Genomic DNA, 24,443 nt, shown 5'->3' with positions numbered 1-24,443 from the left:
GTACCGGGCGGGTGTCGGATTGCCCACCACGCATGGTGTCCGGTCGGGGCAGCAAGCTCTTGCAAGATCTTGCGGATCCGTCACCGATCTCCCTGCCAGCTCTTGGTCTGCGAGTCAAGGGATTGGCCAACACTCGCCAACGCACGCAGGGGACACACCCCGGTAACGATCGGCACTTCTTGCAGAAATCTTCCGCAAGGTCTTTCGGCGTTCTTGCATCGCTGTTAACTTCACCTACCGACCCGGCGCCGCGACGGAGCGGTACGGCAGTTGAAGGAGTTCGTATGCGACGTGGCATAACGGCCACCGCCCTGGCCGCGATCCTGGCCCTCGCGGCGACCGCCTGCGGAAGTGACGGCGACTCAGGAAGCGCCGGTGGCAAGGGCGGTGAGCTGTCGGGGACGGTCACCTGGTGGGACACCTCGACCGTCGGCAGCGAGGACAAGGTCTTCAAGAAGCTGGCCGAGGGCTTCACCGCCCAGCACCCGAAGGTCAAGGTCAACTACGTCAACGTGCCCTTCGGTGACGCCCAGAACAAGTTCAAGAACGCCGCGCAGTCCGGCTCCGGCGCCCCCGACGTCATCCGCTCCGAGGTCGCCTGGACCCCCGAGTTCGCCGACCTCGGCTATCTCGCGCCGCTGGACGGCACCCCCGCGCTCAAGGACGAGAAGGACTTCCTGCCGCAGGCCGCCGCCTCGACGAAGTACGCCGGCAAGACGTACGCGGCGCCGCAGGTCATCGACTCCATGGGCATCTTCTACAACAAGAAGATCTTCAAGGAGGCGGGTGTCGAAGTGCCCGGCACCGTCGCCGAGTTGAAGAGCGTCTCGAAGAAGATCAAGGAAAAGACCGGCAAGACCGGCCTCTATCTGCGCGGCGACGACGCCTACTGGTTCCTGTCGTTCCTCTACGGCGAGGGCGGCAATCTGGTCGACGCCGCGTCGAAGACCGTCACCGTGGACGACCCCGCCGGCGCCAAGGCCATGGCCGTCGTCAAGGACCTCGTCGACTCCGGCGCCGCCAAGACCGACGCCACCGACGGCTGGGAGAACATGCAGGCGTCGTTCAAGGACGGCGATGTCGCGATGATCATCAACGGCCCGTGGGCCGTCGCCGACACCTACGGCGGCGCGCAGTTCAAGGACAAGGCCAACCTCGGCATCGCGCCCGTACCGGCCGGATCCGTCGCCCAGGGCGCCCCGCAGGGCGGCCACAACCTCGCGGTGTACGCCGGCTCCAAGAACCTCGACGCGTCCTACGCCTTCACCGCGTACATGACGTCAGCCGAGAGCCAGGCCAAGGTCGCCGAGGAGCTGAGCCTGCTCCCGACCCGTACCTCCGTCTACGAGCGCCCCGAGGTCGCGAAGAACGAGATCGTCGGCTTCTTCAAGCCCGTCGTGGACAAGGCCATCGAGCGCCCCTGGATCCCGGAGACCGGCAGCCTGTTCGCGCCGCTCGTCACCGAGTACACCAAGGTCCTCACCGGCCAGACCACCCCGGAGAAGGGCGTCACGTCGACCGGCGACGCGTACCGCAAGCTCCTCAAGGGCTGGAAGTAGCATGGCTGTCCACACCGGCCCGTCCGTGGCTCCGGCGGCGGACGGCACCCCCGTCCGCGGCCGGAGCCGCGGCGCCGGCGGCCCGGCCGGGAAGACCCGGCCCCCCGGCGGGCTCCGGCGCGCGCTCTCGGTCCACTGGTACGCCTGGACGATGGTCGCCCCCGTCGTCGTCGTGATCGGCGTGATCATCGGATACCCGCTGCTGCGCGGCGTCTATCTGTCGCTCACCGACGCCAACGAACGCAACGTCGAGCGGAACATCGGGGTCAACCACCTCCCCGCGACGTACGAGTTCGTCGGACTCGACAACTACACCGACGCTCTGACGGGCAGTCAGTTCCTGGGCACGCTCGGCTGGACGCTGGTGTGGACGGTCTCCTGCGTCTCCGTCACCTTCGCGCTGGGCCTCGGGCTCGCGACCCTGCTCAACCGCCGGATCGCCGGCCGCTCCCTCTACCGGATGCTGCTGATCCTGCCCTGGGCCGTGCCGGGCTTCGTCTCCGTCTTCGCCTGGCGCTTTCTCTACAACGAGGACCGCGGCCTCCTGAACAAGCTGCTGGCGGGCGGCGGCATCGACGCCGTGCCCTGGCTCAACGACCCCACCTGGGCCAAGTTCTCGGTCATTGCCGTCAACGTCTGGCTCGGTGTCCCCTTCATGATGGTCGCGCTGCTCGGCGGGCTCCAGTCCATCTCCGGGGAGATGTACGAGGCCGCCGAGATGGACGGCGCGAACGCCCGGCAGCGGTTCCGTCACATCACGATGCCGGGGCTGCGGCCGGTCAGCACGACCGTGATCCTGCTCTCCACCATCTGGACGTTCAACATGTTCCCGGTGATCTTCCTGCTCACCCGGGGCGGGCCCGGTGAGGCGACCCAGATCCTGGTCACCCAGGCGTACAAGTTCTCCTTCGAGATCAGCCCGCGCGACTACGCGCAGTCCTCCACCTGGGGCGTGCTGATCCTCGTCCTCCTGATGCTCTTCGCCGCGGTCTACCGGCGAGTCCTCCGCAAGCAGGGAGATACGTGGTGACCACCGCCACCGCCCCCGTACCCGCCCCGGCGACCGTCCCCGCGATCGCCCCGGCCGCCAACACCCCGCGGCGCGGCCGGCGTTCGCCGCTCGCCTCCGTCGCGCTGCACACCACGCTCGTCGTCGCGTCCGTCATCGCCGTCTTCCCGGTGCTCTGGGTCTTCCTGACCTCGCTCAAGCCCGCGAGCTACGCGACGACCACCGACTTCTTCCGCGACCCCACGTTCGAGAACTACACCGGGCTGCTGCGCGACACCCCGTTCCTCACCTGGTTCGGCAACTCGCTGCTCATCGCCGGCCTCACCACGCTCCTCGGTGTGTTCACCGCCGCCACCACCGGCTACGCGGTCAGCCGCTTCCGCTTCCCGGGCAAGCGCGGACTGATGTGGACGCTGCTGGTCACCCAGATGTTCCCGGTCGCCGTCCTCATCGTGCCGATCTACAACATCATGGCCGGGCTCGGGCTGCTCAACCGGTCCGCCGGCCTGGTCATCACGTACATGACCATCTCCGTGCCGTTCTGCGCCTGGATGATGAAGGGCTTCTTCGACACCATCCCCCGGGAGATAGACGAGTCCGGCATGGTCGACGGGCTGACCCCCTTCGGCACCTTCTTCCGGCTGATCCTGCCGCTCGCACGGCCCGGGCTCGCCGTGACCGCGTTCTACTCCTTCATCACCGCCTGGGGCGAGGTCGCCTACGCGTCGGCCTTCATGGTCGGCGACGAGAACCTCACCCTCGCCGGCGGCCTCCAGAAGTTCGTCAACCAGTACGGCGCCCAGTGGGGCCCGATGACCGCCGCGTCCGTACTGATCGCGATCCCCGCCGCGGTGGTCTTCCTCTTCGCCCAGCGGCATCTCGTCACCGGCATGTCCGCCGGCGCGGTCAAGGGCTGACTGGCCGTACGCCTCCCGCACACCCCAGATACGTCAGACACTCCAGACACCCAGGGACACCATGACCCAGCACCTCGCTGCCCCTTTCTCCGGCACGTCCGACGACGCCCCGGGCCACCGCCGCGGCTGGTGGCAGGACGCGGTGATCTACCAGGTCTATCCACGCAGCTTCGCCGACGGGAACGGCGACGGGATGGGCGACCTCGACGGGGTGCGGCGCCGCCTCCCGTACCTCGCCGGGCTGGGCGTCGACGCCGTCTGGCTCAGCCCGTTCTACGCCTCCCCGCAGGCCGACGCGGGATACGACGTGGCCGACTACCGGGCCATCGACCCGATGTTCGGCACCCTGCTGGACGCCGACGCGCTGATCCGCGACGCCCACGCGCTGAATCTGCGGATCATCGTCGACCTCGTCCCCAACCACTCCTCGGCGGAGCACGAGTGGTTCAAGCGCGCCCTGCGCGAGGGTCCCGGCTCCCCGCTGCGCGAGCGCTACCACTTCCGGCCCGGAAAGGGCCCGGACGGTGAACTGCCGCCCAACGACTGGGAGTCCATCTTCGGCGGCCCCGCCTGGACCAGGACCACCGACCCGGACGGCGCCCCCGGCGACTGGTATCTCCATCTCTTCGCCCCCGAGCAGCCCGACTTCAACTGGGACCACCCGGCCGTCGCCGACGAGTTCCGCTCCATCCTGCGCTTCTGGCTCGACATGGGCGTCGACGGCTTCCGGGTGGATGTCGCCCACGGCCTGGTCAAGGCGGCCGGGCTGCCCGACATCGGCGCGGGCGGCCAGCTGCGGCTGCTCGGCAACGACGTCATGCCGTTCTTCGACCAGGACGGGGTGCACGAGGTCTACCGGCAGTGGCGCACGATCCTCGACGAGTACCCCGGCGACCGGATCGCCGTCGCCGAGGCATGGACCCCGACCGTCGAGCGCACCGCCAACTACGTACGCCCCGACGAACTCCACCAGGCGTTCAACTTCCAGTATCTGGGCACCTCCTGGCAGGCGCCCGCGCTGCGCGAGGTCATCGAGGTCTCGCTCGCCGCGATGCGCCCGGTCGGCGCCCCCGCCACCTGGGTGCTCTCCAACCACGACGTGACCCGGCACGCCACCCGCTTCGCGAGCCCGCCCGGCGTCGGCACCCAGACCCGGCAGGCCGGCGACCGTACGCTCGGACTGCGCCGGGCCCGCGCGGCGACGCTGCTCATGCTGGCCCTGCCCGGCTCCGCCTATCTCTACCAGGGCGAGGAACTGGGCCTGCCCGACGTCACCGACCTGCCCGACGAGGCCCGCCAGGACCCGTCGTTCTTCCGCGCGGACGGCCAGGACGGCTACCGCGACGGCTGCCGTGTGCCCATCCCCTGGACGCGCGAGGGCAGTTCGTACGGATTCGGTACGGGCGGCAGCTGGCTCCCGCAGCCGGCCGGCTGGGGCGCGCACTCGGTCGAGGCCCAGACCGGCGACCCTGACTCCACGCTGGAGCTGTACCGGGCGGCCCTGACCGTACGCAAGGAGCACCCGGGGCTCGGCGCGGGCACGGCCGTGGAGTGGTACGACGCGCCCGAGGGCGTACTCGTGCTCGGCCGGCCCGGCTTCCGCTGCACGGTCAACACGACGGACACGCCGGTACGCATCGCGACCCCCGGCCGTCCGCTGCTGGCCAGCGGCCCGATCGCGGCCGGCGAGGCCGACGACGGCCACACCGAACTGCCCGCCGACACCACGGTGTGGTGGGCCGTGTGACCGGCCCATCCCCCCATTGACGCACCACCCGCACCACCACCGCACCCTCCGCACGACCGGATCCACCCGCACTGCACCCGCACCTTCCCCACCAGTGTTGTTGGAGGAATGACATGGCTCGCAGAGTCCGCGTCCGGAGACCCCTGGCCGCCGCGCTGGCCCTCGTGGCCGGCGCGGCCGTCGCCCTGACGGTCCCGGCCCAGACCGCCCAGGCGGCGCCCCCGGGCGCCAAGGACGTCACCGCCGTACTGTTCGAGTGGAAGTTCGACTCCATAGCCAGGGCGTGCACGGACACCCTCGGCCCGGCCGGTTACGGCTATGTCCAGGTCTCACCGCCCCAGGAGCACATCCAGGGCGCCCAGTGGTGGACCTCGTACCAGCCGGTCAGCTACCGGATCGCGGGCCGGCTCGGTGACCGCGCCGCCTTCGCGAACATGGTCAGCGCCTGTCACACGGCCGGTGTCAAGGTCGTCGCCGACGCCGTCATCAACCACATGACGGCCGGCAGCGGCACCGGCACCGGCGGCTCCCCGTACACCAAGTACAACTACCCGGGCGTCTACTCGAACGCGGACTTCCACACCTGCCGGTCGGACATCACCAACTACAACGACCGCTCGAATGTCCAGAACTGCGAACTGGTCGGCCTCGCGGACCTTGACACGGGTGCCGATTATGTACGCGGCCGGATCGCCGCGTACCTGAACGACCTGCTCTCCCTCGGTGTCGACGGCTTCCGTATCGACGGCGCCAAGCACATGGCGGCCACCGATCTCGCCAACATCAAGAGCAGGCTGAGCGATCCGGGCGCCTACTGGAAGCAGGAGGCGATACACGGCGCGGGCGAGGCCGTCTCACCGAGCGAGTACCTCGGCACCGGCGATGTCCAGGAGTTCCGCTACGCGCGCGACCTCAAGCGGGTCCTGAACAACGAGAAACTCGCCTATCTGAAGAACTTCGGCGAGAGCTGGGGCTATATGGAGTCGGGCAGGTCGGCCGTCTTCGTCGACAACCACGACACCGAGCGCGGCGGCGACACCCTGAGCTACAAGGACGGCGCCCACTACACCCTCGCCAACGTCTTCATGCTGGCCTGGCCCTACGGCTCGCCCGATGTGCACTCCGGCTACGAGTTCACCGACCGGGACGCGGGCCCGCCCAACGGCGGTACGGTCAACGCCTGTTACAGCGACGGCTGGAAGTGCCAGCACGCCTGGCGCGAGATCGCGTCGATGATCGGCTTCCGCAACACCACGCGCGGCCAGTCCGTCACCAACTGGTGGGACAACGGGGCGAACCAGATCGCCTTCGGCCGCGGCTCGGCCGGTTACGTCGCCCTCAACCACGAGGGATCCGCGCTCACCCGCACCTTCCAGACCTCGCTGCCCGGCGGCGACTACTGCGATGTGCAGAGCGGCCGGGCGGTCACGGTCAACGGCTCCGGCCAGTTCACCGCCACCCTCGGCGCCCGTACGGCACTCGCGCTGCACACCGGCGCGCGGACCTGCGCCGCGACCCCCGGCACCGGCACCTCGGGCGCGTCCTTCGGGGTGACCGCGACCACGGTGCCCGGACAGAACATCTACGTCACCGGCGACCACGCCGCGCTCGGCGGCTGGAACACCGGCGGCGCGCTCAAGCTCGACCCGGCGGCCTACCCGGTCTGGAAGCTCGATGTGGCGCTGCCGGCCGGCACGTCCTTCCAGTACAAGTACGTCCGCAAGGACGCGGCGGGCAATGTCACCTGGGAGAGCGGCGCCAACCGTACGGCGACCGTGCCCGCGACCGGAAAGGTCACCCTCTCCGACACCTGGCGCGGCTGACCGCCGCCGGCTCCTCGGACCCGTTTGACACAAGGCCGCCCGGCGTACACCGCGCCGGGCGGCTCATTGACCGGTTTTCCGGCCTAATTGAGCGCGGGGGAATGACTCTCGGTCGTTTTTGACCGTGCACTGGCAGGGGTGTCGGTCATGGCGTGAAACAGGTTCAGACTGTCCCCGTGGTGGGGAACATTCCCGAGGAGACGACCAGCTTCGTGGGGCGCGGGACCGAGCTGGTCCAGTTGGCGCGCGCCCTCGAAGAACACCGGCTGATCACGCTGACCGGGAGCGGCGGCGTGGGCAAGACCAGGCTCGCGCTGCGGGCCGCCGAGGCCGCGCGCGGCAGCGCGCGCTATCCCGACGGCGTCTGGTGGGCCGACCTCTCGCCGCTCTACGACGAACGCTCCCTGCTCAGCGCCGTCTCGGACGCCGTCGGCCTCTGGGACCACTCGCTGCGCACCCCCGTCGAGGCGCTCTGCGAGTGGCTCGCCGACCGGCGCGTGCTGCTCGTCCTCGACTCGTGCGAACGCGTGGCCGACGCCTGCCGCCACCTCGTCGGCGAACTGCTCACCGCCGCGCCCGGCCTCACCGTCCTCACCACCAGCCGGCAGCCCCTCGACGGCCGGGACGAACACCGCCTCGACGTAGGGCCGTTGCCGCTGGAGGCCGACGACGAGATCCTCCAGCTCTTCCGCGACCGCGCCGCCGCCTCCGCCCCCCGGCTCTCGCTCGACGACCCCGGGACCGCCGCCGCGGCCGTCCAGATCTGCCACCGGCTCGAAGGCGTCCCGCTCGCCGTCGAACTCGCCTGCGCCCAGCTCGACAACGCCAACGCCCCCGCCTCCATCGAGCACATGGCCGACCTGCTGACCTCCCGGCTCCGCTCCCGGCTCGACACACTCGTCCACGACACCGGCTGGCCCCAGCGCCACCGCGCCCTGCGGACCGCCATCGGCTGGAGCCACGAGCTGTGCGCGCCCCTGGAGCGCCTGCTGTGGGCCCGGCTCTCCGTCTTCCGCGGTGCCATCGGCGCGGCGGACGCGGCGGCGGTCTGCGCCGGCGGACCGCTCACCCCCGACGCCGTCGACCGGGCGCTGGCCGGGCTCGTCGCCCAGTCCGTGCTGAGCCGGGAGGGCGGCCGGTTCCGGATGCTCGACACCATCCGCGAGTACGGCGCGATGTGGCTGGCCGAACTCGGCGAGGAGAAGCGCCTCGCCGACCGGCACGCCGCCCACTTCGCCGGCCTCGCCCGCCGCGCCCACACGGGCTGGATCGGCCCCGAGCAGGTCACCTGGTACGCCAGGATCACCGAGAGCCACGCCGACCTCTGCGCCGCGCTCAACCACCTCCTCGACACGGACCCCGAGGCCGCCGTGGAGATGGCCGGCCGCGTCGGCTTCTACTGGACCTGCTGCGGCCATCTCCACGAGGCCCGGATCTATCTGGAGCGCGCCCTCGACGGCGCCCGCACCCGCGGCCCGCACCGCACCCGCGCGCTCTGGGCGCTCGGGGTCACCGTCATGCTCCAGGGCGACCACGAGAGCGCCCACCGGCTCGGCGAGCGGTGCACCAAGGCGGCCTGGCGCGACCGGGACCCCGAGTCGATGCTCTCCGCCGCGTACCTCCTCAGCCTCACCTGTCTCATGATGGGCCGCGCCCAGGCCGGCTTCACGGTCTCGGACCGCGCGCTGCGCGAGCGGCCCGCCGGCCCCTTCGACTCACCGTCCCAGCTGCGCTGCCGGCTGGTGCGGATCTTCGCGCTCACCGCCCTCGGCCGGCTCGACGAGTCCCGCGCGGAGGCCACCGAGCTGCGCCGGGTCTGTATGGAGCGCGGCGAGTGCTGGACCCGCGCCTACACCGACTACCAGCTCGCGCTGGTGCATCTGCTCCAGAACCGGCCGTACGAGGCCGAGGCCCACGCCCGCTCGATGGTCAGCGGCAAGGAGGAGCTGGGCGACAGCTTCGGTATCGCGCTCGGCCTCGATCTGCTGGCCGCCGCCGTCGCCGCGCAGGGCGACGGCGAGCGGGCCGCGTACGCGTACGGTACGGGCCAGGCGTTCTGGCGCATGGTCGGCCACCCCCAGCGCGGCACCCCCGAGTTGGCCACCGTACGCGCCGAGTGCGAACGCCAGGCCCGCGCGGCGGCGGGGAACCCGGCGTACGAGGACGCCTTCCACCGGGGGATGGTGGACGACGGGGAGAGCGGGCTCGCCCGCGCGCTCCAGGGGCACTTTCCGGAGCCGTGAGGACCGGGCGGTGAGTACCGGGCGGTGGGTACCGGGCTGTGACCACGCTTTTTGTTCAAGTTCCTTGTGGATCAAGGAACTTGAGACGAAACACTTACTTTGTGACCGTGTGAACGGAGCCGTGCGGGACATCAGGTGGGTATGACGTCCACCGACGCGAAACCGGAAGAGAGCCGTCGCGAGCAGCGTTCCGCGCGGCTGCCCTGGTGGGGAAAGGTTCCCCTGGTCCTCGTGACCGTGGCCGCGCTGCTGTTCCTCGGCAGCCGGCTCGACCTGCTGCCCGGATTCGGCAACCTGTTCGGGGAGGAGACCCATGACCGGACCGGACCGACCCTGCTCGAATCGATCCAGGATCTGGACCGCTACGAAGCGGCCTCGGGCAACTTCCAGGTCGTCGTGGACCTGGAGAAGGACACCAAGTATCTGCCCGACGCCCTCCGCGGCACCCGCACCCTCTTCGTGGGCGCGGGCACGGTCTCCTCGTACGTCGACTTCGGCGGTATCGGGGAGGACAGCGTCCAGGTCAACGGCGACCGCACCACCGCGACGATCCGGCTGCCCCACGCGGTGCTCGGCAAGCCGGCGATGGACCCCGACCGCTCCTACGCCGTATCCAAGCAGCGCGGACTGCTCGACCGGCTCGGGGATCTCTTCTCCGACAACCCGGCCGACGAACGCGCCGTGAACCAGCTCGCCGCCCGGCACATCGGCGAGGCCGCCGAGGAGAGCGAACTGACCGGCCGCGCCGAGAAGAACACCACCGCCATGCTCCAGGGGCTGCTGCACTCGCTGGGCTTCACCCAGGTGACGGTCGTCTACGCCTGAACGCGCTGACCCGGGACGCCCGAAGCGGGCGGGGCCGTACCGCCCGTGCCCAGCAGGGACAGCCGGCCGAGGAGATCCGCGAACGCGCCGTCGGCCGGCTCGTCCGCGACCCCGCGCAGCAGGATCGCGGCCATCTCCGCGTCGTACGCGGCGCTCACCGCGGCCAGCGCCCCGAAGTCGTGCACCAGCTGCAACTCCAGCTCGCGCCGCGGGATCCGGCGCCCGTCGAGCCAGAGCAGCGCCGTCGTCTCGGCCAGCGACACCCAGGACCGTACGACCAGCTCCAGCCGGGCGGGCGGCCCGGCGGGATCGACGTCGAGATGCCACAGGAGCTGGCCGTACGCGGCCTGCCGCACCTCGTCGACCATGGCGTTGGCCGTGGAGGAGCCGCCCGCCGGGCCGCCGCGCATCAGCGCGCTGAAACCCGGGCCGTGATCGTCCACGAAGTCGAAGAAGCGCCCCGTCACCCGCAGCAGCCGCGCGCCCAGGGGGCCTTCGCGCGGCTCGACGAAGCTCGCGGCCAGCTTGTCGGCGGCCCGGCGCAGCGCCGCCTCGTACAGGCTCTGCTTGCCGGGGAAGTAGTGGTAGACGAGCGGGCGGGAGATACCGGCGGCCGAGGCGATCTCGTCGATGGAGACATCGTCGGGGGAGCGGTGGCTGAAGAGTTCGAGGGCCACCCCGATCAACTGCTGCTTGCGCTCCTCGACGCCCATCCTGCGGCGTACCCCGGTCGTCATACCAACAGCCTAACCGGCGGGGCCGGTGGGATCTCGGATACGCTCGCGCTCCATGAGCACATCTGACCAGGACGCGGCCGTTGACACCCCGATTCCGGACCTTGAGGGCCCGGCGCCGGAGCGGCCGGCGGACCGGTCTGCGGACCCGGCGGTCGGCCTCGTGACCGACCCGGCGATGGACCCGGCGGATCCGGAGTACGACGGGCTGACGCCCCGTCAGGCGCGGTTGCTCGGAGTGGCGGTCGCGTCGGTGTTCCTCACCGGACTGGCGGCGCTGCTGGTGGTCCGGCTCGCGGAGCGCACCTCGGTGCTGGTGGTCGGGGTGTACGGGATCGCGATGATCATGTGCGGTGTGGTGATCGAGCTGAGCCGGCACGGGCGTACCCGGCTGGGCACCTGGCTGCTGGGGCTGACCCTGGTGGCGGCGCTGGGCGCGGACTGGCTGCTGCTGCCGTAACACCGCCGGGTGCCTCACCGCATGTCTCGCCGCGTGCCCCATATCTCTCCCATATCCCGCCCGATCATGGGCGCGGAAGCGGAGTTACGGGGGACGATGTGCGTATGCGTAAGGAACGATCCCTGGTGGTACTGGCGGCCCTGACCCTGCTTCTCACGGCGGGCTGTGGCGCGAACGACGAGAAGGCTCCCGAGACGCCGAAAGAGGCGACCGGGAGCCTGGAGAAGATCGCCGCGCAGGCGGAGTGCAAGCCGCACATAAGCGCCGAGTCGGCCGAGCTGCGACAGGCCAACTGCGATACGGACGACGGCAAATGGGTGCTCGCCACCTTCGCGACCGACCGCGGTCTGCGCGAGTGGATCAACGAGGCCAAGGACTACGGCGGTTCCTACCTCGTCGGCAGGAAGTGGGTCGCCGTCGGCGAGGAGAAGGTCATAGAAGCGCTGCGCGGCCAACTCGGCGGGACCGTGGAGAGCGGCTCGTCGCACCACTCGGGGGAGAGCGGCGACAGTGGGGGGGACGAGGAGCATTCGGGTCACGACATGAGCTGACCGCGCAGCGCGGCTGTGGGGAGTGTGGGGGGAGAGCAGAGGGAGGGGGAGTGGGCCGGGCCCCGGCCGGTCGGAATCCGTCCGATCGGGGCCCGGCCCACTCCCTCACCACCGCCGGTGCCGGTGCCGGCCGACTACGCGTCGGCCGGCCGGCGCCGCTGGTGCCCTACTTGCACTTACGGCCTTCGTTGATGCAGCTGACGAGCGTGTTCATCAGGTTCTCGTCGAAGACGTTGATGAAGTCACCGTGGTCGGTGACCGGCTTGTGCAGCTGCTCCGGGAAGGAGTCCACCGCGAAGCCCGGGCCCGGGGGCACGTTGTAGACGATGCGCTGGACCAGCTGCGGGATGGCCTGGAAGCCGTTCTGGCAGCGGCCGTCGGCACCGGCGAACGCGACGTGCGTACGGTGGTTGGCGCTGTCGATGTTCTGACCGTCCCAGCAGCTCTGGAACTTGAAGGTACGGACGACCTGGCTGCCCTGCGGGCAGATCGGGTACTTGTCCTTCAGCTGGCGGTTCTCGAACCCGGTGCAGCTCCACGACGCGTTGGCGTTGGCGTTGCCGTTGACGAACGCCTTGGCGTCACCGGTGATGATGCGCAGCAGCCGCGGCATGGCGACAACCTTGGACTTCGGGTTGCCGACGAACACGTTCGTCACCTGCGAGGGACGCTGGATCTTGCCGACGTTGCCTTCGAGGCCGCCGCCGTCCTTGTTGGCGTCTTCCTCGTTCTCACCGTTCTGGAGACGGACGACCGGCCAGAAGTACGAGGACTTGTCGCCCTGGTTCTTGCAGGAGGTCGAGCCGTTGGCGAGGCTCTCGTCGGTCGCGAACGCGTCGTTGTTCTGGTTGCCGATGTAGTCGTGGAAGTGGTGCGCGCCATTGGTCACACCGGGCGCCACGATCACATTGTCCGAGTTGAAAATCCGGTTCTCGTTGACACCGCAGTCGCTGCTGAAGGTGCCCTTCGAACCGCCCCGGCCGTTACGGACGTTCTTGACGTTCGGCTGGACGCTCGTGATGTCGACGAAGTCGGAGGCTTCGGGGCCGTTACCGCCCTGGCCGCCGCCCTGACCGCCATCCTGGCCGCCGTTCTGGCCGCCGTCCTGACCCTGGTTCTGACCGTCACCCTGACCGCCGTTCTGGCCGCCGTTCTGACCCTGGTCGCCGCCGCCGTTGTTCTGGCCGCCGTTGTTACCGCCGTTGTCGCCGTTGTTCTGGCCGCCGTTGTTGCCGCCATTGTTGCCGTTGTTCTGGCCACCGTTGTTGTTGTTGCCACCGCCGTTGTTGTTGCCGTTGCCGGCCTTCGGGGTGTTGTCGGCCTGGAGCTTGCAGGCGGACAGCGCGTCCAGACCCGTCGGCTTCTGGGCGACCCGGCCGATCGCGATGGCGATCCGGTCGATGGTGGCGAAACGCTTGGACTGGAGCGGACCCAGGATGGCGCTCTGGGCGAACCCGGGATCGCGGGCGATCTGCGCCTTCTCGTCGGCGAACCGCTTGTACGCCTCGGTGATCTGCGTGTCCAGCAGGGCGAGGTTACGGTCGACCTCGGGCCGGGCAGCCTCCGGTACGTTCGCCAGCTGGCTCTGCGTGGCGATGTCCGGGCAACTGATGGTCGACCACGACTGCGCGACGTTCTGGCTCTGCGTGGAAGATTTGTTCTCCCCCGCAGACGCGTAGACGTTGGCCGCTACCAGCCCGCCCCCGCCAAGGAGCAAGGCAGCCCCGGCGGCGATCGCCCGGTTTGCCGTTGTGGAGCGTTTTCTCGATGTACGTGCCATGGAACTAACTCCTCAAGCTTCGTTGCCGGTTACAGGAAAATCGCGGCAGGGGGAGAAGCGAAGCGCTCCGTTCCATACGGGCTTCCTACAGGAGGTGTTCAGCCGCTCCGGGAATTCATAGAAATCTCCATCAACAAACCGGGCGTACCCCGGCAATCACCCCAACAGGTCCGGACCTGAGGGGCCGGGGACCGGTGAGCGCGCGGCCGGGGTCGTCCGTATATCCCGGTGCCGGGGAGTGTCCGGGCACTACGCGGGGATGGGAGCATGTGCGGACCATGACAGACGCCCGGTCACCGATACGCGCCCTGCGCGCCGCCGCCTTCGCCGCGGTCTGCGTGACGCTCGCGGCGATCGGGCACGCGCTGGCGTCCGGACCGGCGGGCGCCTCCGCGCACGCGCCGGCGCCCGGCGCGCTGTGGACGGCGTTCGCCGTGACCGGGGTGGTCGCGTGGCTCGCGGCCGGACGCCGCCGGGGTGCCGGGTCGATCGGCGCCGGGCTGCTCACCGTCCAGGCGCTGCTGCACCTGATCCTCGCCGGGGCGCTGCCGTACGGACTGTCCACATCCATGTCGACGGCCGCGCACACCGGTATGGACATGAGCGGCACCACCACCGGTGCCGATCCCGCCGCGGTGGCCGCCGCGGACGGTCTTCTCGGCGGCTCCGCCGCGATGATCGCCGCCCACGTCCTCGCCGCCCTCTTCTGCGCCCTCTGGCTGGCCCGGGGCGAGGCCGCCCTGTTCCGGCTCGGCCGCGCCGCCCGCGCGCTCGCCTTCGCCCCGCTGCGGCTGCTCCTCGCCACCGTCCGGCCGCCCGCGGCGCCCCGGCGGCCGAGGCCCCGCGCCGGCGCCCCCGTGGCGCACAGGCTGCGCGGGGCCGTCCTCGCGCACGCCCTGTCGCGGCGTGGCCCGCCGGCCGGCCGTACTGCCCGCGCCACAGCCCCGGGAGCCGCCGCCCTCAGCACTGCCTGACGTTGGCCGACGGCCGGGGCTGCCTTCCCCATGCCGACGCCAACTCTTAGGACAGTCATGGCCATTGACGACCCCGTACAGGGGACCGGTACCGATGACGAGACCGCCGCCGAGCCGAAGAAGACCGCCACCGAGCCGAAGAAGGATCCCGCCGAGCCGAAGAAGACCCCCGCCGCACCACCCTCGGGTGCCGCGGCAGGGGCCTCAGGGACTCCCAGGGCCTCCGGATGGAGCGCGCTGCGCCCCCTCGTCCTGCGGCTCCACTTCTACGCGGGCCTGCTGATAGCGCCCCTGCTGCTCGTGGCTGCCACCAGCGGATTCCTCTACTCGCTCTCCTTCCAGGCCGAGAAGGTCATTTACCGCCACGAGCTGCGCGCCCCGGTCGGTGACCGCGTCCAGCCGGTCGCCGACCAGATCGCCGCCGCCCGCGCCGCCCACCCGGAGGGCACCGTCACCTCCGTACGCCTGCCGTCGGAGAAGGGAGAGACCACCAAGGTCATGATGTCCGCGCCCGGCTTGAAGGAGCACCACTCCCTCGCCGTCTTCGTCGACCCGTACACCGCCGAGGTACGGGGCGCGCTGGACACCTACGGCAGCTCCCTGGCCCTGCCGGTGCGCGGCTGGCTCTCCGAGTTCCACCGCCACCTCCAGCTGGGTGAGCCCGGTCTCTTCTACAGCGAGCTGGCCGCCAGCTGGCTGTGGGTGGTGGCACTCGGCGGACTCTTCCTCTGGATCGGCCGCAAGCGCGCCTCGAAGCGGGCGCTGATCCTCCCCGAGCGCGGCACCACCGGCCGGCGCAGGACGCTCTCACTGCACGGCACGCTCGGACTGTGGGCCGTCACCGGACTCGTCCTGCTCTCCGCCACCGGGCTGACCTGGTCGAAGTACGCGGGCGCCAACATCTCCGAGATCAAGGACCAGCTCGGCAGCTCCACCCCGTCCGTCTCGGCGTCCCTCGACGGCGGCGGCTCCGGTGGGGGAGACGATCACAGCGGGCACGGATCCGGCGCCAGCATGCCCGGAATGGACCACTCGGCGGACGGCGAGGACATCGGCGTCGACCTCGCCGTGGTCGCCGCCCGGCAGGCCGGTCTGGACGGGCCGATCCAGGTGACGCTGCCGACCGAGGGAGTCGGCTATGTGATCGCGGAGACCGACAGGCAGTTCCCCGTCCGTCTCGACTCCATCGCCGTCGACCCCGCCAACGGCAAGGTCATCGACGAACTGCGCTTCGCCGACTACCCCCTGCTGGCCAAGCTGACCCGGATCGGTATCGACGCCCACACCGGCGTGTACCTCGGCATGGTCAACCAGCTCGCGCTCGCCGCGCTGGCCGTCTCCCTGATCGTGCTGATCATCTGGGGCTACCGGATGTGGTGGCTGCGCCGCCCCACCAAGGAGCGTGCGTTCAGCGCGGGCCGGCCCATACCGCGCGGCGCCTGGCGCAAGGTGCCGCTGACCCTGCTGCTGCCGCTCGTGGCCGTGACGGCGCTGGTCGGCTGGTTCCTCCCGCTGCTCGGGATCAGCCTGCTCGTGTTCCTCGTCGTGGACGGGGTGCTGGGTGTGGTCGCGCGGGCCAGGAAGGGCGGGAACGGCGAGAAGAGCGGGAAGGACGTCCCGGTGGACGCGTAGCACGACGGAGCCCCGGCCGGCCGGAGAAGTCCGGTCGGCCGGGGCTCGCTTGTCGTAACACCCGTAACAGCCCTGTCAGGGCGTGTACTTGTACCCCACGCGCCGTACGGTCTGGATGGTGTGCCGGTGCGCGGCGCCCAGCTTGCGCCGCAGCCGCGCCACATGGACATCGACGGTCCGGCCGTCGCCGACATGGCCGTAGCCCCAGACCGTCGTCACCAGCTGGTCGCGCGTGTGCACCCGGTTCGGATGCGCCACCAGATGCGCCAGCAGCTCGAATTCGAGGTACGTGAGATCCAGCCGCTCGCCGTCCACGGCGGCGGTCCGCTGGACGCTGTCGACCAGCACGGGCCCGCCGTCCGGCTCCGTACGCCCGGCGGGGTGCCCCGCGGGGTACGGAGCAGCGGCGGCGGCCGTGACGGCGGTGTGCTGGTCCGCCGGTACGAGCACCAGATAGCCGATCATCGGCGGCTGCCCCGGCAGGGACGGCAGCGTGTGCTGAGGCGCCGGCAGCCAGGTGGCACCGGGCGGCAGGAAGTCCACGACATGGGCCGGTACGGGCACGGCGGCCGGTACGGGCGGCGCGGTCTCGTCGCGGTCCACGGCCCGCAGCCTGCCCCGGCCGAGCGAGGGCGCGGCGGAGCCGGGGTGGGCGGAGCCGGAGTGAGCGGGTGCGGTGGCGGTGGCGGCCGAGAAGGAAAGGGAGTTCGCCATGAGGGGTCAGCTCTTTCGCGCGGAGGAGTCGCCGGAACGACAGGAGGACGGACGGGAGAGACGTACGTCTGCGCGGCGGCCGAAGGCCAGAAAATGGCTTTAGAGGGCCGACGCGTTCCTCGCGCGGCAACACACCCGGTCGAAGTCGTGATGCTGCCGGGACGGCCAGAACGGCTCCAGGTCGGTACGACGACCTGTCACGGTGTGCTGGAAGCTGGCCATGGCTCCATTGAAGCAGACATCGCCGTCCCTCAGCACGCCCCTTTCATCTGTCGATACGAACACACACCGGCGTCGCACGGCAGCGGGGGGCGACCACCGTGTCGGCGGTCGCCCCCCGAGGGAGCCGGCGCGGCGCGGAGCCGCGGATCGGATCATGGTGCCGTGGGTCGTCAGACCTGGCCGGCCTTCTCCAGAGCCGAGCAGCAGGTGTCCACGATCAGCCGCGTGACCAGGTACGGGTCGACGTTGGCGTTCGGGCGGCGGTCCTCGATGTACCCCTTGCCGTCCTGCTCGACCTGCCACGGGATACGGACGGACGCGCCGCGGTTCGAGACGCCGTAGCTGTACTCGTTCCACGGGGCGGTCTCGTGCAGCCCGGTCAGCCGGTCGTCGATGCCCGCGCCGTAGTGCTTGACGTGGTCGAGCGGCTTGGAGCCCTCGCCCAGCGACTCGCACGCGGTGATGATCGCGTCGTACCCCTCGCGCATGGCCTTCGTCGAGAAGTTGGTGTGCGCGCCGGCGCCGTTCCAGTCGCCCTTCACCGGCTTCGGGTCGAGCGTCGCGGAGACGTCGAAGTCCTCGGCGGTGCGGTAGAGCAGCCAGCGGGCGATCCACAGCTGGTCCGCGACCACCAGCGGCGCCAGCGGGCCGACCTGGAACTCCCACTGCCCGGGCATGACCTCGGCGTTGATCCCGGAGATGCCGAGCCCCGCCTTCAGGCAGTTGTCGAGGTGCGCCTCGACGATCGCCCGGCCGAAGATCTCGTCCGAGCCGACACCGCAGTAGTAGCCGCCCTGCGCCGCCGGGAAACCGCCCTCGGGGAAGCCGAGCGGGCGGGCGCCCTTGAAGAACGTGTACTCCTGCTCGATGCCGAAGATCGGCTCCTGGCCGGCGAACTTCTCCGCGACCTCGGTCAGCGCGGCCCGCGTGTTGGACTCGTGCGGCGTCATGTCGATGTTCAGGACCTCGCACAGGACGAGGACGTCGTCGCCGCCGCGGATCGGGTCCGGGCAGGAGAAGACCGGCTTGAGCACGCGGTCGGAGGCGTGGCCCTCGGCCTGGTTCGTGCTCGACCCGTCGAAGCCCCAGATGGGCAGCTCGGCGCCGTCACTGAGGATCTTCGTCTTCGAGCGCAGCTTGGCCGTCGGCTCGGTTCCGTCGATCCAGATGTACTCAGCCTTGAACGTCACGGGGCCTCATCCTTTGCGGGTGCAGCAGGTTTGACCGACAGCCTCGCAATATGTGATTTCCCTACCGTTGCTCCTCGGTGAACCGCGTGTTACTCAGGTTTCATTTGTTCCGCGCGGATGTGTGCGGTTCATGCTGTGTGCGGGTTACGTGGGCGTTCGGGACATGGGTGTTCGGACGTGGGTGTTCAGCAGCTGTGCGTTCAGCAGCGCCCCGAAGCCCGCCGCGTGGATCCGCCGCACCAGCTCCTCGCGCCCCGTGCCCAGCGCCTCCGCCGTCCGGTCCAGCTGCCAGTCGTGCGCGGCCAGCCGGGACAGCAGATGGCCCCGCCTGATCTGCGCGTCGGAGAGCCGGAACGTCTTCAGATACGCGGTCCGCCCCTTGTGGTCGCTGATCACCTCCCCGATGTGCTGCTCCGTCTCGCGCCGCCCGGCCCGCCCTGCGGCGTCACCCCGGTGGAACGACGGCAGGAAGCGCCGCAGCGTGAAGTCCCCCATCCGGTAGACCCGCTCGAAGGAGTACGACGCGGAGAGCAGCCCCTGGGCCAGCAGCGGCGTGTACGACCGCGCCCACGCCCGCTCCTGCTCCCGCGCCGCCGCCCGCAGATCGGCGAGCGTCTCCAGCCGCCGTCCGTCGCGGATCCGGGCCCCGAACTCCGGCACCCGGCCGCCGTAGAACGCGTACTGGTGCACCAGCTCCCCGAACAGGTCCTGGAGCAGACTGGGGTGCAGGGCGCGGTAGTCGTCCGGGTGCGGCACCACGAAGGCGGCGGCGAGCGCGTCCGCCGTGTGGATCAGCACGCCGCACTGCCCGGGGTGGATCTCGAAGACGCGCAGCGCGTCACCGAGCCCCCGGACGGTGAGCCCGAGATACGCGTCCTCGGCGCGCGGCGAGAGCCCGTGCCGTACCGCCTGCCGGGACCATTCGTCCCAGGCGATGGACGGGCCGCCGAAGTGCAGCGCGAGATAGCCCTCCAGGGCGAGGTGGAGCGGCAGGAAGCGGGCGCGCGTGACGGGTCCCCCGGAGCCCCCGGCTGCCCTTGAGTCTTTGGGCAGGCGCTTCACCATCCGGTGATGGCGGTGCACACGTACGGTCTCGGGCCGCCCGCTGCCGAGCTGGGTGCCGTACGCGGCGCCCGGCCCGCCGCCTGTCTCGGGCCCCTCGCCGGACCAGTCGGCGACGAACCCGTGCGGTATGTACGACACGTAACGCGTCCCCGGATCCACCAGCACCTCGTCACCGGCGCCGCCGCCGGTGTCGCCGTAGACCTCCCGGCGCAGCCGCAGGCCGGCCATCGGCTGTTCCCGCACCAGCGGTACGAGGCGGATCCCGCCCCAGACCTGCGCGGGACGGGCGGTCAGCCCGTCGAGATCGAGCCGGGGCACCGCCGCACCTCCTCCCGCGTGAGGAACCGCCGCACGCGCCCGTCCAGATACGCCCGCAGCTCCGCCGGGTCCGTACGCCCCTCCGCGAACCGCGCGATCTCCACCAGGGCCGGCAGATCCTCGGCGTCCCGTATCCCCGCGGTCGGCACGCCCGGAGCCAGCCGGCGCACATCGAACACGTCCGCGTCGTATACGGGGTTCAGATGCGTGACGGCCGTCCGCCGCTCCCGGTCGAGCCGGGTGCGCCACACCCGCAGCACCTCGCCCGCCAGTCCAGGCGGGGCGTTGTCCCAGCCGTCGGAGACGATGACGAGCCGCTCCGGCGCGTGCTCCAGCGCGTCGAGGATCCGGCTGCCGAGCGGGGTCGGGCCGTACGGCGCGACAAGCAGCGGATCCGTCCCGCCCGAGGTCCAGTGAGCGGCGTACGCTCCCGGCGCGGCCAGCGCCTCCAGCAGATAACCGCAGGCCAGGGCGGTCGCCAGCGGGCGTCGGCGCTTCTCGCCCGAACCGGAGGAGGAGTAGCTGTCGTCCAGTACGGCGGCGACCCGCCCCCAGGTCCCCGCGTACGGTCCGGCCACGCGCCCGGCCGCCGCGCGCAGCGCCCCGGTCAGCTCCGCCCGGCGGCCGGCGCGCTCGGCCCGGCGCAGGGACAGGACGTACAGCGCGAGCCGGGTGAGCGGCATGACGGCCAGGTCCGTACGGCCGCGGTGGCTTTTATCCGCGTTTGACCGCTCGGTGCGGAGCCGCTCCAGGCGGGTCATCCGGGGCGCCATCCGGGTCAGGAAGACCTCCCGCGCGATCCCGTGCCGGGCCGCGAACCCCTCGGCGGCGGTGAACGGCAGCTCGTACAGCGCGCCCTGCTCGAAGTGGGCGCGGCGGTGGGCGTCGAGGAGCGGGTGCGCGTACTTCTTGCGGCGGCCGGGCGCGAAGAGGAAGTCGCCCAGCTCACTGCCGCCGGGCGAGGAGGGTGAGGATGCGACGGCCGGGGGAGGGGCGAGCGGGGGAGGGGCGAGCGGCAGGTGGAAATGGCGCGCGGCGTCCTTGAGCCCGGCGCGGTACTTCACCGCGTCGTACGCCGGATCCGGCCGCGCCGCCAGCCAGTCGCGCACGATCGCGCGCGTACGGCGGTTGCCGACACCGGCGGTCCTGAGCGCGCGCAGCAGCCGGTAGACGCGCTGCGGCGGCAGCGCGGCCAGCCGGGCGGCAATCAGCCGGCCCTCGGTCCGCTTCTCCTCGGGGGTCGCCTCGCGCGCGGTCCGCAGCAGCTCCTCGATGATCCGGCACGCGTTGTGGTCGTTGATGTCGAGGGCGAGCGTCGCCGCGTAGACCGGGCGGTAGTTGACCCGTACGTAGTCGTGCAGGAAGGCGAGCGAGAGCCGCTGTTCCCGCTGCCCGGAGCGGAACTCGCGCTGGCCCGTCGCGGTGACGGCCGCGTTGACGAAGAGCAGGACGTCCTCGGCCGCGACCAGCTCGGCGAAGGTCTCCGCCACCGTGTTCCCTCCCCCCGCGGGTGTGCCCGGGTGTGCCCGGGTGTGCCCGGGTGCCGGCCGGGGCATGGAGGCACGAACAGCGAAATCAACGCTTCAGAGGCATGTCCCGGAAGTCGCGCCGAAGGCCCGCGGCCGGCCTCCGCAACGTAACACCGGCGTGGGCGGGCGCGGCCACCGGTTTTCCCGCTGCGCGGTGTGCCGTTCTCCGCTCCGACCCGGCACACTGGCCGTCATGACCACGAGCAAGCCACGTATCGGACTCCTCGGCACCGGCCCCTGGGCGGAACACACCCACGCGCCGGCCCTCGCCGCCCATCCCGGAATCGAGTTCAGCGGCATCTGGGGGCGGCGGCCCGAGGCCGCCGCCGCGCTCGCCGCCGCACACGGCACCACCGCGCACTCCGGCGAGGCGGGGCTCGATGTCCTCTTCGCGGAGAGCGACGCCGTGGCCTTCGCGCTGCCGCCCGACATCCAGGCGCCGCTGGCGGTACGGGCCGCCGCCGCGGGCTGCCACCTGATCATGGACAAGCCGGTCGCGACGACCGTGGCGGGCGCCCGCGCGGTGGCGGACGCGGCGGCGGAGGCCGGGGTCGCGTCCGTGGTCTTCTGCACGCTGCGGTTCGCGGCGCAGACCGCGGAGTGGGTCGAGAAGCAGGCCGCGCGCGGCGGCTGGTACACGGCGCACGCCTACTGGCTCGGCGGCCTCTTCGCGCCCGGCTCGGAGAGCCCGTACGCCGACTCGCCCTGGCGCCGCGAGAAGGGCGGCCTGTGGGACGTCGGACCGCACGCGCTGTCCGCGCTGATCCCGCTGCTCGGCGATGTCACGGAGGTACGGGCGACACGTACCGGCCCCGACCTCACCCATCTCGTGCTGCGGCATGTGTCGGGGGCGGCCAGCACGGCGGCGCTGAGCCTGAGCGCGCCGCACGCCGCCGCGGGCACCGGGCTGGAAGTCCGCGGCGAACACGGCACGGCCGAGCTGCCGGAGGGCTGGGGCGATCCGGTGGACTCCTTCGGCCGGGCGGTCGACGCGCTGCTGGAAGCGGTCCGTACGGGACAGCCGCACGCCTGCGACGTACGGTTCGGGCTGCGGCTTACGGAGATCCTCGCGGCGGCGGAGGAGCAGGTGGCCGCGCAGGGGGCGGAGTAGGGGGAGCCTTTCCTCGCCCCTTACCCCTACCCTAGCCCTGCCCCCGCTCCTCGGTCCGTTCCGTCAGTTCACGCTCCGGATCGGCTCCTGAGGCGTCGACTCGACGCTCTGGACCCGCTCGATCAGGGCTCTGCGGATCAGGAACTTGCCGTCCTCGCGGACCAGCTCGAACGCCGCGTCGTTGAGCAGGGCGCAGCTGCCGGAGACCGAAGTGACCTCTACCGTCGTCGACTTGTTGTTGTCGAGGTTGGTCACCCGGAGGACGGTGCCGGCCGGGAACTGATTGCTGGACGCGGCCGGGGGACCCGCCTCGCCGGAGAGCGTGACGGTCGAACCGGCGCAGACGACCTCGCCGGCCGCCCCCGCCGGGTCGGTGGGGGCGGCCGTGGCGTCGCCGCCGCCCCCGGTCGCGCCCGTATCCGCGCCCGTGCCCGCGTTCCCTCCCGCGTTCGCGTCCTCGCTGCCGCTCTCCCCTCCGGCCTCGGAATCGCAGCCGGACGCCCTCTGCTTCAGCCGGATCTCCTCGATGACCGCGACACGGTTGGCGATCCGCGCCTCGGAGAGCGCGTCCGGGGTGGCGCGCTGGGCGGCGATGAAGTCCTCGTTGTTGCGCAGCGCCGTGGCCAGTCCGTCGCAGACCACCGACGCCTGGCTCGTACCGGTCATGATCACCGCCGTACCGCCGGCCAGCGCCACCGCACCGGCGAGCAGAGCGAGCTTCTTCCTGCCGCTGAACGTCTTCTTACGGGACATGGGTGGGGGCTCCTGTTCCCGGCCGCGCACGGGCGGGGCCGGTGGGGGGATTCGGTGCGCCGTTACATACGCGCGGCCCGCCCCGTCCGCTCAACCAACCCTTCCCCGAGACCGTCAAATCCCCTCTGGCCAGGGGCGATTGTCAGTGGTGGGCGATAGAATGGGGGTAGTTCGTGAGGGTTCCACCACCGTGCCGGGAGGTCGCCGATGGCTGTTGCCAGCATCACAACGAAGTCCGCCGGGAAGTCCGTGAGCAAGCCGGTCCGTACGTCCGCCCGCAAGCCGGGCAGGACACCGTCACCCCTGAAGCGCGCGCCCCTGCCCGCGGGCCGGCCCCGCGAGTGGTACGAGACGCACAACCGCCGTCTGAAGGCCATGCGCCTGGCCATCGCCCTGCTCGACTCGGGCGTGTATCTGCCGGAGAAGGCGAACAACCGGCGGATACGGAGCACGGCGGCCCGGATCGGGATCCACCGGCCGTCCAACACCACCTGCCGCATGGTGCGCACCCTGATCGCCTGACGTACTGACCCAACTGCCCAACTGCCCAACTGCCCAACTGCCCAACTGCCCAACTGCCCAACTGCCCAACTGCCCAACTGCCCAACTGCTCGGCTGACTCGACCGATCGGCCGAGCAGCGCCGGTGGGCCGGCCGGGTTCCGCCGGCCGGCCCACCGCGCGCTCATCCGTCGAGGTGCCGCTGCCAGCGCACTTCGTTGTCGTACCACTCATCGGTGGGCGCCAGCCCGACCGCCGCCGCGACGGCGGCCGACGCCCGGTGGTCCGGGTGGATATGCGCGCGCAGCGTCCGTACGCCCCGCTCCTCCAGCCAGCGGACGAGCCCGCGCGCCGCCTCCTTGGCGAAGCCGCGCCCCTGCCACGGGGTGCCGACGACCCAGGCGATCTCCGCGACGGGCCCGGCGCCGTGCCGCCCCGGGGCGACGGTCGCCTGTACGTAGCCGGCCAGCGGGTCCGGGCCGTCCGGGCCGTCCCGCCCTTCCGGCAGGTCAGTCCCGTCAGTCCCGTCAGTCCGGTCAGGGACGTCCGGCCGCCTGACGCCGATCACCCAGTTGCACCAGGAGATGACCGGCAGCGGCGATCCCGCGACCATCGCGGTGTACTTCCGGCGCAGCTCCTCCGCCGTCGCGGGCTCCCCGCCGATGAAGGTGTGCAGCGCGGGGTCGGCGAGAGCGGCGGCCATCTCCTCGGCGTGCTCCACGCTCAGGGGCAGCAGCGTCAGCCGCGCGGTCTCGATGGGGGTCGTACGCAGAGGCGTCAGACGGAT

The 24,443-nt window shown here is 71.1% G+C and carries 21 protein-coding genes; 13 read left to right on the top strand and 8 right to left on the bottom strand.

Going from position 1 to position 24,443, the window contains the following annotated elements; translation table 11 throughout:
* Window positions 1–284: 284 nt before the first annotated feature.
* From DVK44_RS07060 to DVK44_RS07030, 7 genes are all read left to right on the top strand, one after another.
* Window positions 285–1,559, top strand: a complete 1,275-nt coding sequence (locus tag DVK44_RS07060; RefSeq protein WP_114658860.1) for an extracellular solute-binding protein — start codon at window positions 285–287, stop codon at window positions 1,557–1,559.
* Window position 1,560: 1 nt separating this feature from the next.
* Complete coding sequence (locus tag DVK44_RS07055) at window positions 1,561–2,589, top strand: carbohydrate ABC transporter permease (protein ID WP_114658859.1); 1,029 nt, start codon at window positions 1,561–1,563, stop codon at window positions 2,587–2,589.
* Between the two features lie 44 nt (window positions 2,590–2,633).
* On the top strand, window positions 2,634–3,485 hold the full coding sequence (locus DVK44_RS07050; RefSeq protein WP_228447574.1) for a sugar ABC transporter permease: 852 nt from the start codon (window positions 2,634–2,636) through the stop codon (window positions 3,483–3,485).
* Between the two features lie 61 nt (window positions 3,486–3,546).
* Window positions 3,547–5,232 carry a glycoside hydrolase family 13 protein gene (locus tag DVK44_RS07045; protein WP_114658857.1) on the top strand — a complete coding sequence of 562 codons (1,686 nt, stop codon included), beginning with the start codon at window positions 3,547–3,549 and terminating at the stop codon, window positions 5,230–5,232.
* A 113-nt stretch (window positions 5,233–5,345) separates the two neighbouring features.
* Window positions 5,346–7,055 carry a carbohydrate-binding module family 20 domain-containing protein gene (locus tag DVK44_RS07040; RefSeq protein WP_114658856.1) on the top strand — a complete coding sequence of 570 codons (1,710 nt, stop codon included), beginning with the start codon at window positions 5,346–5,348 and terminating at the stop codon, window positions 7,053–7,055.
* Between the two features lie 179 nt (window positions 7,056–7,234).
* On the top strand, window positions 7,235–9,298 hold the full coding sequence (locus DVK44_RS07035) for an ATP-binding protein (protein ID WP_114664961.1): 2,064 nt from the start codon (window positions 7,235–7,237) through the stop codon (window positions 9,296–9,298).
* Window positions 9,299–9,439: 141 nt separating this feature from the next.
* A complete protein-coding gene (locus DVK44_RS07030; RefSeq protein ID WP_114658855.1) occupies window positions 9,440–10,123 on the top strand; it encodes a DUF4230 domain-containing protein in 684 nt (227 codons plus the stop codon).
* Here DVK44_RS07030 and DVK44_RS07025 read toward each other — a convergent pair.
* Window positions 10,114–10,860, bottom strand: coding sequence for a TetR/AcrR family transcriptional regulator (locus tag DVK44_RS07025; protein WP_114658854.1), 747 nt, complete (start codon window positions 10,858–10,860; stop codon window positions 10,114–10,116). The genes DVK44_RS07030 and DVK44_RS07025 overlap by 10 nt on opposite strands.
* Window positions 10,861–10,912: 52 nt before the next feature.
* On the opposite strand from DVK44_RS07025, the gene DVK44_RS07020 reads away from it, so the two are divergent.
* Both DVK44_RS07020 and DVK44_RS07015 read left to right on the top strand, forming a co-directional pair.
* Window positions 10,913–11,317 (top strand): hypothetical protein, encoded by a 405-nt coding sequence (locus tag DVK44_RS07020; RefSeq protein ID WP_181957418.1) that lies wholly within the window; start codon window positions 10,913–10,915, stop codon window positions 11,315–11,317.
* Between the two features lie 104 nt (window positions 11,318–11,421).
* Complete coding sequence (locus DVK44_RS07015; RefSeq protein WP_228447021.1) at window positions 11,422–11,868, top strand: hypothetical protein; 447 nt, start codon at window positions 11,422–11,424, stop codon at window positions 11,866–11,868.
* A 166-nt stretch (window positions 11,869–12,034) separates the two neighbouring features.
* Here DVK44_RS07015 and DVK44_RS07010 read toward each other — a convergent pair whose 3' ends face one another.
* Window positions 12,035–13,648 (bottom strand): DUF1996 domain-containing protein, encoded by a 1,614-nt coding sequence (locus DVK44_RS07010; protein WP_114658853.1) that lies wholly within the window; start codon window positions 13,646–13,648, stop codon window positions 12,035–12,037.
* A gap of 278 nt (window positions 13,649–13,926) precedes the next feature.
* On the opposite strand from DVK44_RS07010, the gene DVK44_RS07005 reads away from it, so the two are divergent.
* Both DVK44_RS07005 and DVK44_RS07000 read left to right on the top strand, forming a co-directional pair.
* Window positions 13,927–14,622 carry a hypothetical protein gene (locus tag DVK44_RS07005; RefSeq protein WP_114658852.1) on the top strand — a complete coding sequence of 232 codons (696 nt, stop codon included), beginning with the start codon at window positions 13,927–13,929 and terminating at the stop codon, window positions 14,620–14,622.
* A gap of 57 nt (window positions 14,623–14,679) precedes the next feature.
* The gene (locus DVK44_RS07000) at window positions 14,680–16,254 is read left to right on the top strand and encodes a PepSY-associated TM helix domain-containing protein (RefSeq protein WP_114658851.1); all 1,575 of its coding nucleotides are present in this window, start codon (window positions 14,680–14,682) and stop codon (window positions 16,252–16,254) included.
* A 75-nt stretch (window positions 16,255–16,329) separates the two neighbouring features.
* Here DVK44_RS07000 and DVK44_RS06995 read toward each other — a convergent pair whose 3' ends face one another.
* The 4 genes from DVK44_RS06995 to DVK44_RS06980 all read right to left on the bottom strand — a co-directional run bounded on the left by DVK44_RS06995 (window position 16,330) and on the right by DVK44_RS06980 (window position 21,253).
* Complete coding sequence (locus tag DVK44_RS06995) at window positions 16,330–16,968, bottom strand: winged helix-turn-helix domain-containing protein (protein ID WP_114658850.1); 639 nt, start codon at window positions 16,966–16,968, stop codon at window positions 16,330–16,332.
* A 392-nt stretch (window positions 16,969–17,360) separates the two neighbouring features.
* Window positions 17,361–18,380: a glutamine synthetase gene (glnII, locus tag DVK44_RS06990; protein WP_114658849.1), complete on the bottom strand. Its 1,020-nt coding sequence runs from the start codon at window positions 18,378–18,380 to the stop codon at window positions 17,361–17,363.
* 144 nt (window positions 18,381–18,524) lie between these two features.
* Window positions 18,525–19,763 carry an ARPP-2 domain-containing protein gene (locus tag DVK44_RS06985; protein ID WP_114658848.1) on the bottom strand — a complete coding sequence of 413 codons (1,239 nt, stop codon included), beginning with the start codon at window positions 19,761–19,763 and terminating at the stop codon, window positions 18,525–18,527.
* Window positions 19,736–21,253: a hypothetical protein gene (locus DVK44_RS06980; RefSeq protein ID WP_114658847.1), complete on the bottom strand. Its 1,518-nt coding sequence runs from the start codon at window positions 21,251–21,253 to the stop codon at window positions 19,736–19,738. The genes DVK44_RS06985 and DVK44_RS06980 overlap by 28 nt, the downstream gene beginning before the upstream one ends.
* 232 nt (window positions 21,254–21,485) lie before the next feature.
* Between DVK44_RS06980 and DVK44_RS06975 the strand changes: the two genes are divergently transcribed.
* Complete coding sequence (locus DVK44_RS06975; protein ID WP_114658846.1) at window positions 21,486–22,403, top strand: Gfo/Idh/MocA family protein; 918 nt, start codon at window positions 21,486–21,488, stop codon at window positions 22,401–22,403.
* Window positions 22,404–22,466: 63 nt separating this feature from the next.
* Here the strand turns inward: DVK44_RS06975 and DVK44_RS06970 are convergent, their stop codons facing one another.
* A complete protein-coding gene (locus tag DVK44_RS06970; RefSeq protein ID WP_114658845.1) occupies window positions 22,467–23,156 on the bottom strand; it encodes an RlpA-like double-psi beta-barrel domain-containing protein in 690 nt (229 codons plus the stop codon).
* Window positions 23,157–23,363: 207 nt separating this feature from the next.
* On the opposite strand from DVK44_RS06970, the gene DVK44_RS06965 reads away from it, so the two are divergent.
* Entirely contained in the window at window positions 23,364–23,678 is a 315-nt protein-coding gene (locus tag DVK44_RS06965; RefSeq protein ID WP_181957417.1) for a hypothetical protein, read from the top strand.
* 162 nt (window positions 23,679–23,840) lie between these two features.
* Here the strand turns inward: DVK44_RS06965 and DVK44_RS06960 are convergent, their stop codons facing one another.
* Window positions 23,841–24,437, bottom strand: coding sequence for a GNAT family N-acetyltransferase (locus DVK44_RS06960; protein WP_408055390.1), 597 nt, complete (start codon window positions 24,435–24,437; stop codon window positions 23,841–23,843).
* Window positions 24,438–24,443: the final 6 nt, after the last annotated feature.

Origin of the sequence: Streptomyces paludis, from assembly GCF_003344965.1 — a bacterium.
Classification (GTDB): Bacteria; Actinomycetota; Actinomycetes; order Streptomycetales; family Streptomycetaceae; genus Streptomyces; species Streptomyces paludis.
This window is presented reverse-complemented; position numbering and strand designations above follow the sequence as displayed.

Excerpts from the sequence above, each read along its gene's own strand:
- DVK44_RS07060 (WP_114658860.1), top strand. The coding sequence starts at position 285 with ATGCGACGTGGCATAACGGCCACCGCCCTGGCCGCGATCCTGGCCCTC.
- DVK44_RS07055 (WP_114658859.1), top strand. The coding sequence starts at position 1,561 with ATGGCTGTCCACACCGGCCCGTCCGTGGCTCCGGCGGCGGACGGCACC.
- DVK44_RS07045 (WP_114658857.1), top strand. The coding sequence starts at position 3,547 with ATGACCCAGCACCTCGCTGCCCCTTTCTCCGGCACGTCCGACGACGCC.
- DVK44_RS07040 (WP_114658856.1), top strand. The coding sequence starts at position 5,346 with ATGGCTCGCAGAGTCCGCGTCCGGAGACCCCTGGCCGCCGCGCTGGCC.
- DVK44_RS07030 (WP_114658855.1), top strand. The coding sequence starts at position 9,440 with ATGACGTCCACCGACGCGAAACCGGAAGAGAGCCGTCGCGAGCAGCGT.
- DVK44_RS07025 (WP_114658854.1), bottom strand. The coding sequence starts at position 10,860 with ATGACGACCGGGGTACGCCGCAGGATGGGCGTCGAGGAGCGCAAGCAG.
- DVK44_RS07020 (WP_181957418.1), top strand. The coding sequence starts at position 10,913 with ATGAGCACATCTGACCAGGACGCGGCCGTTGACACCCCGATTCCGGAC.
- DVK44_RS07015 (WP_228447021.1), top strand. The coding sequence starts at position 11,422 with ATGCGTAAGGAACGATCCCTGGTGGTACTGGCGGCCCTGACCCTGCTT.
- DVK44_RS07010 (WP_114658853.1), bottom strand. The coding sequence starts at position 13,648 with ATGGCACGTACATCGAGAAAACGCTCCACAACGGCAAACCGGGCGATC.
- DVK44_RS07005 (WP_114658852.1), top strand. The coding sequence starts at position 13,927 with ATGACAGACGCCCGGTCACCGATACGCGCCCTGCGCGCCGCCGCCTTC.
- DVK44_RS07000 (WP_114658851.1), top strand. The coding sequence starts at position 14,680 with ATGGCCATTGACGACCCCGTACAGGGGACCGGTACCGATGACGAGACC.
- DVK44_RS06995 (WP_114658850.1), bottom strand. The coding sequence starts at position 16,968 with ATGGCGAACTCCCTTTCCTTCTCGGCCGCCACCGCCACCGCACCCGCT.
- DVK44_RS06975 (WP_114658846.1), top strand. The coding sequence starts at position 21,486 with ATGACCACGAGCAAGCCACGTATCGGACTCCTCGGCACCGGCCCCTGG.
- DVK44_RS06970 (WP_114658845.1), bottom strand. The coding sequence starts at position 23,156 with ATGTCCCGTAAGAAGACGTTCAGCGGCAGGAAGAAGCTCGCTCTGCTC.
- DVK44_RS06965 (WP_181957417.1), top strand. The coding sequence starts at position 23,364 with ATGGCTGTTGCCAGCATCACAACGAAGTCCGCCGGGAAGTCCGTGAGC.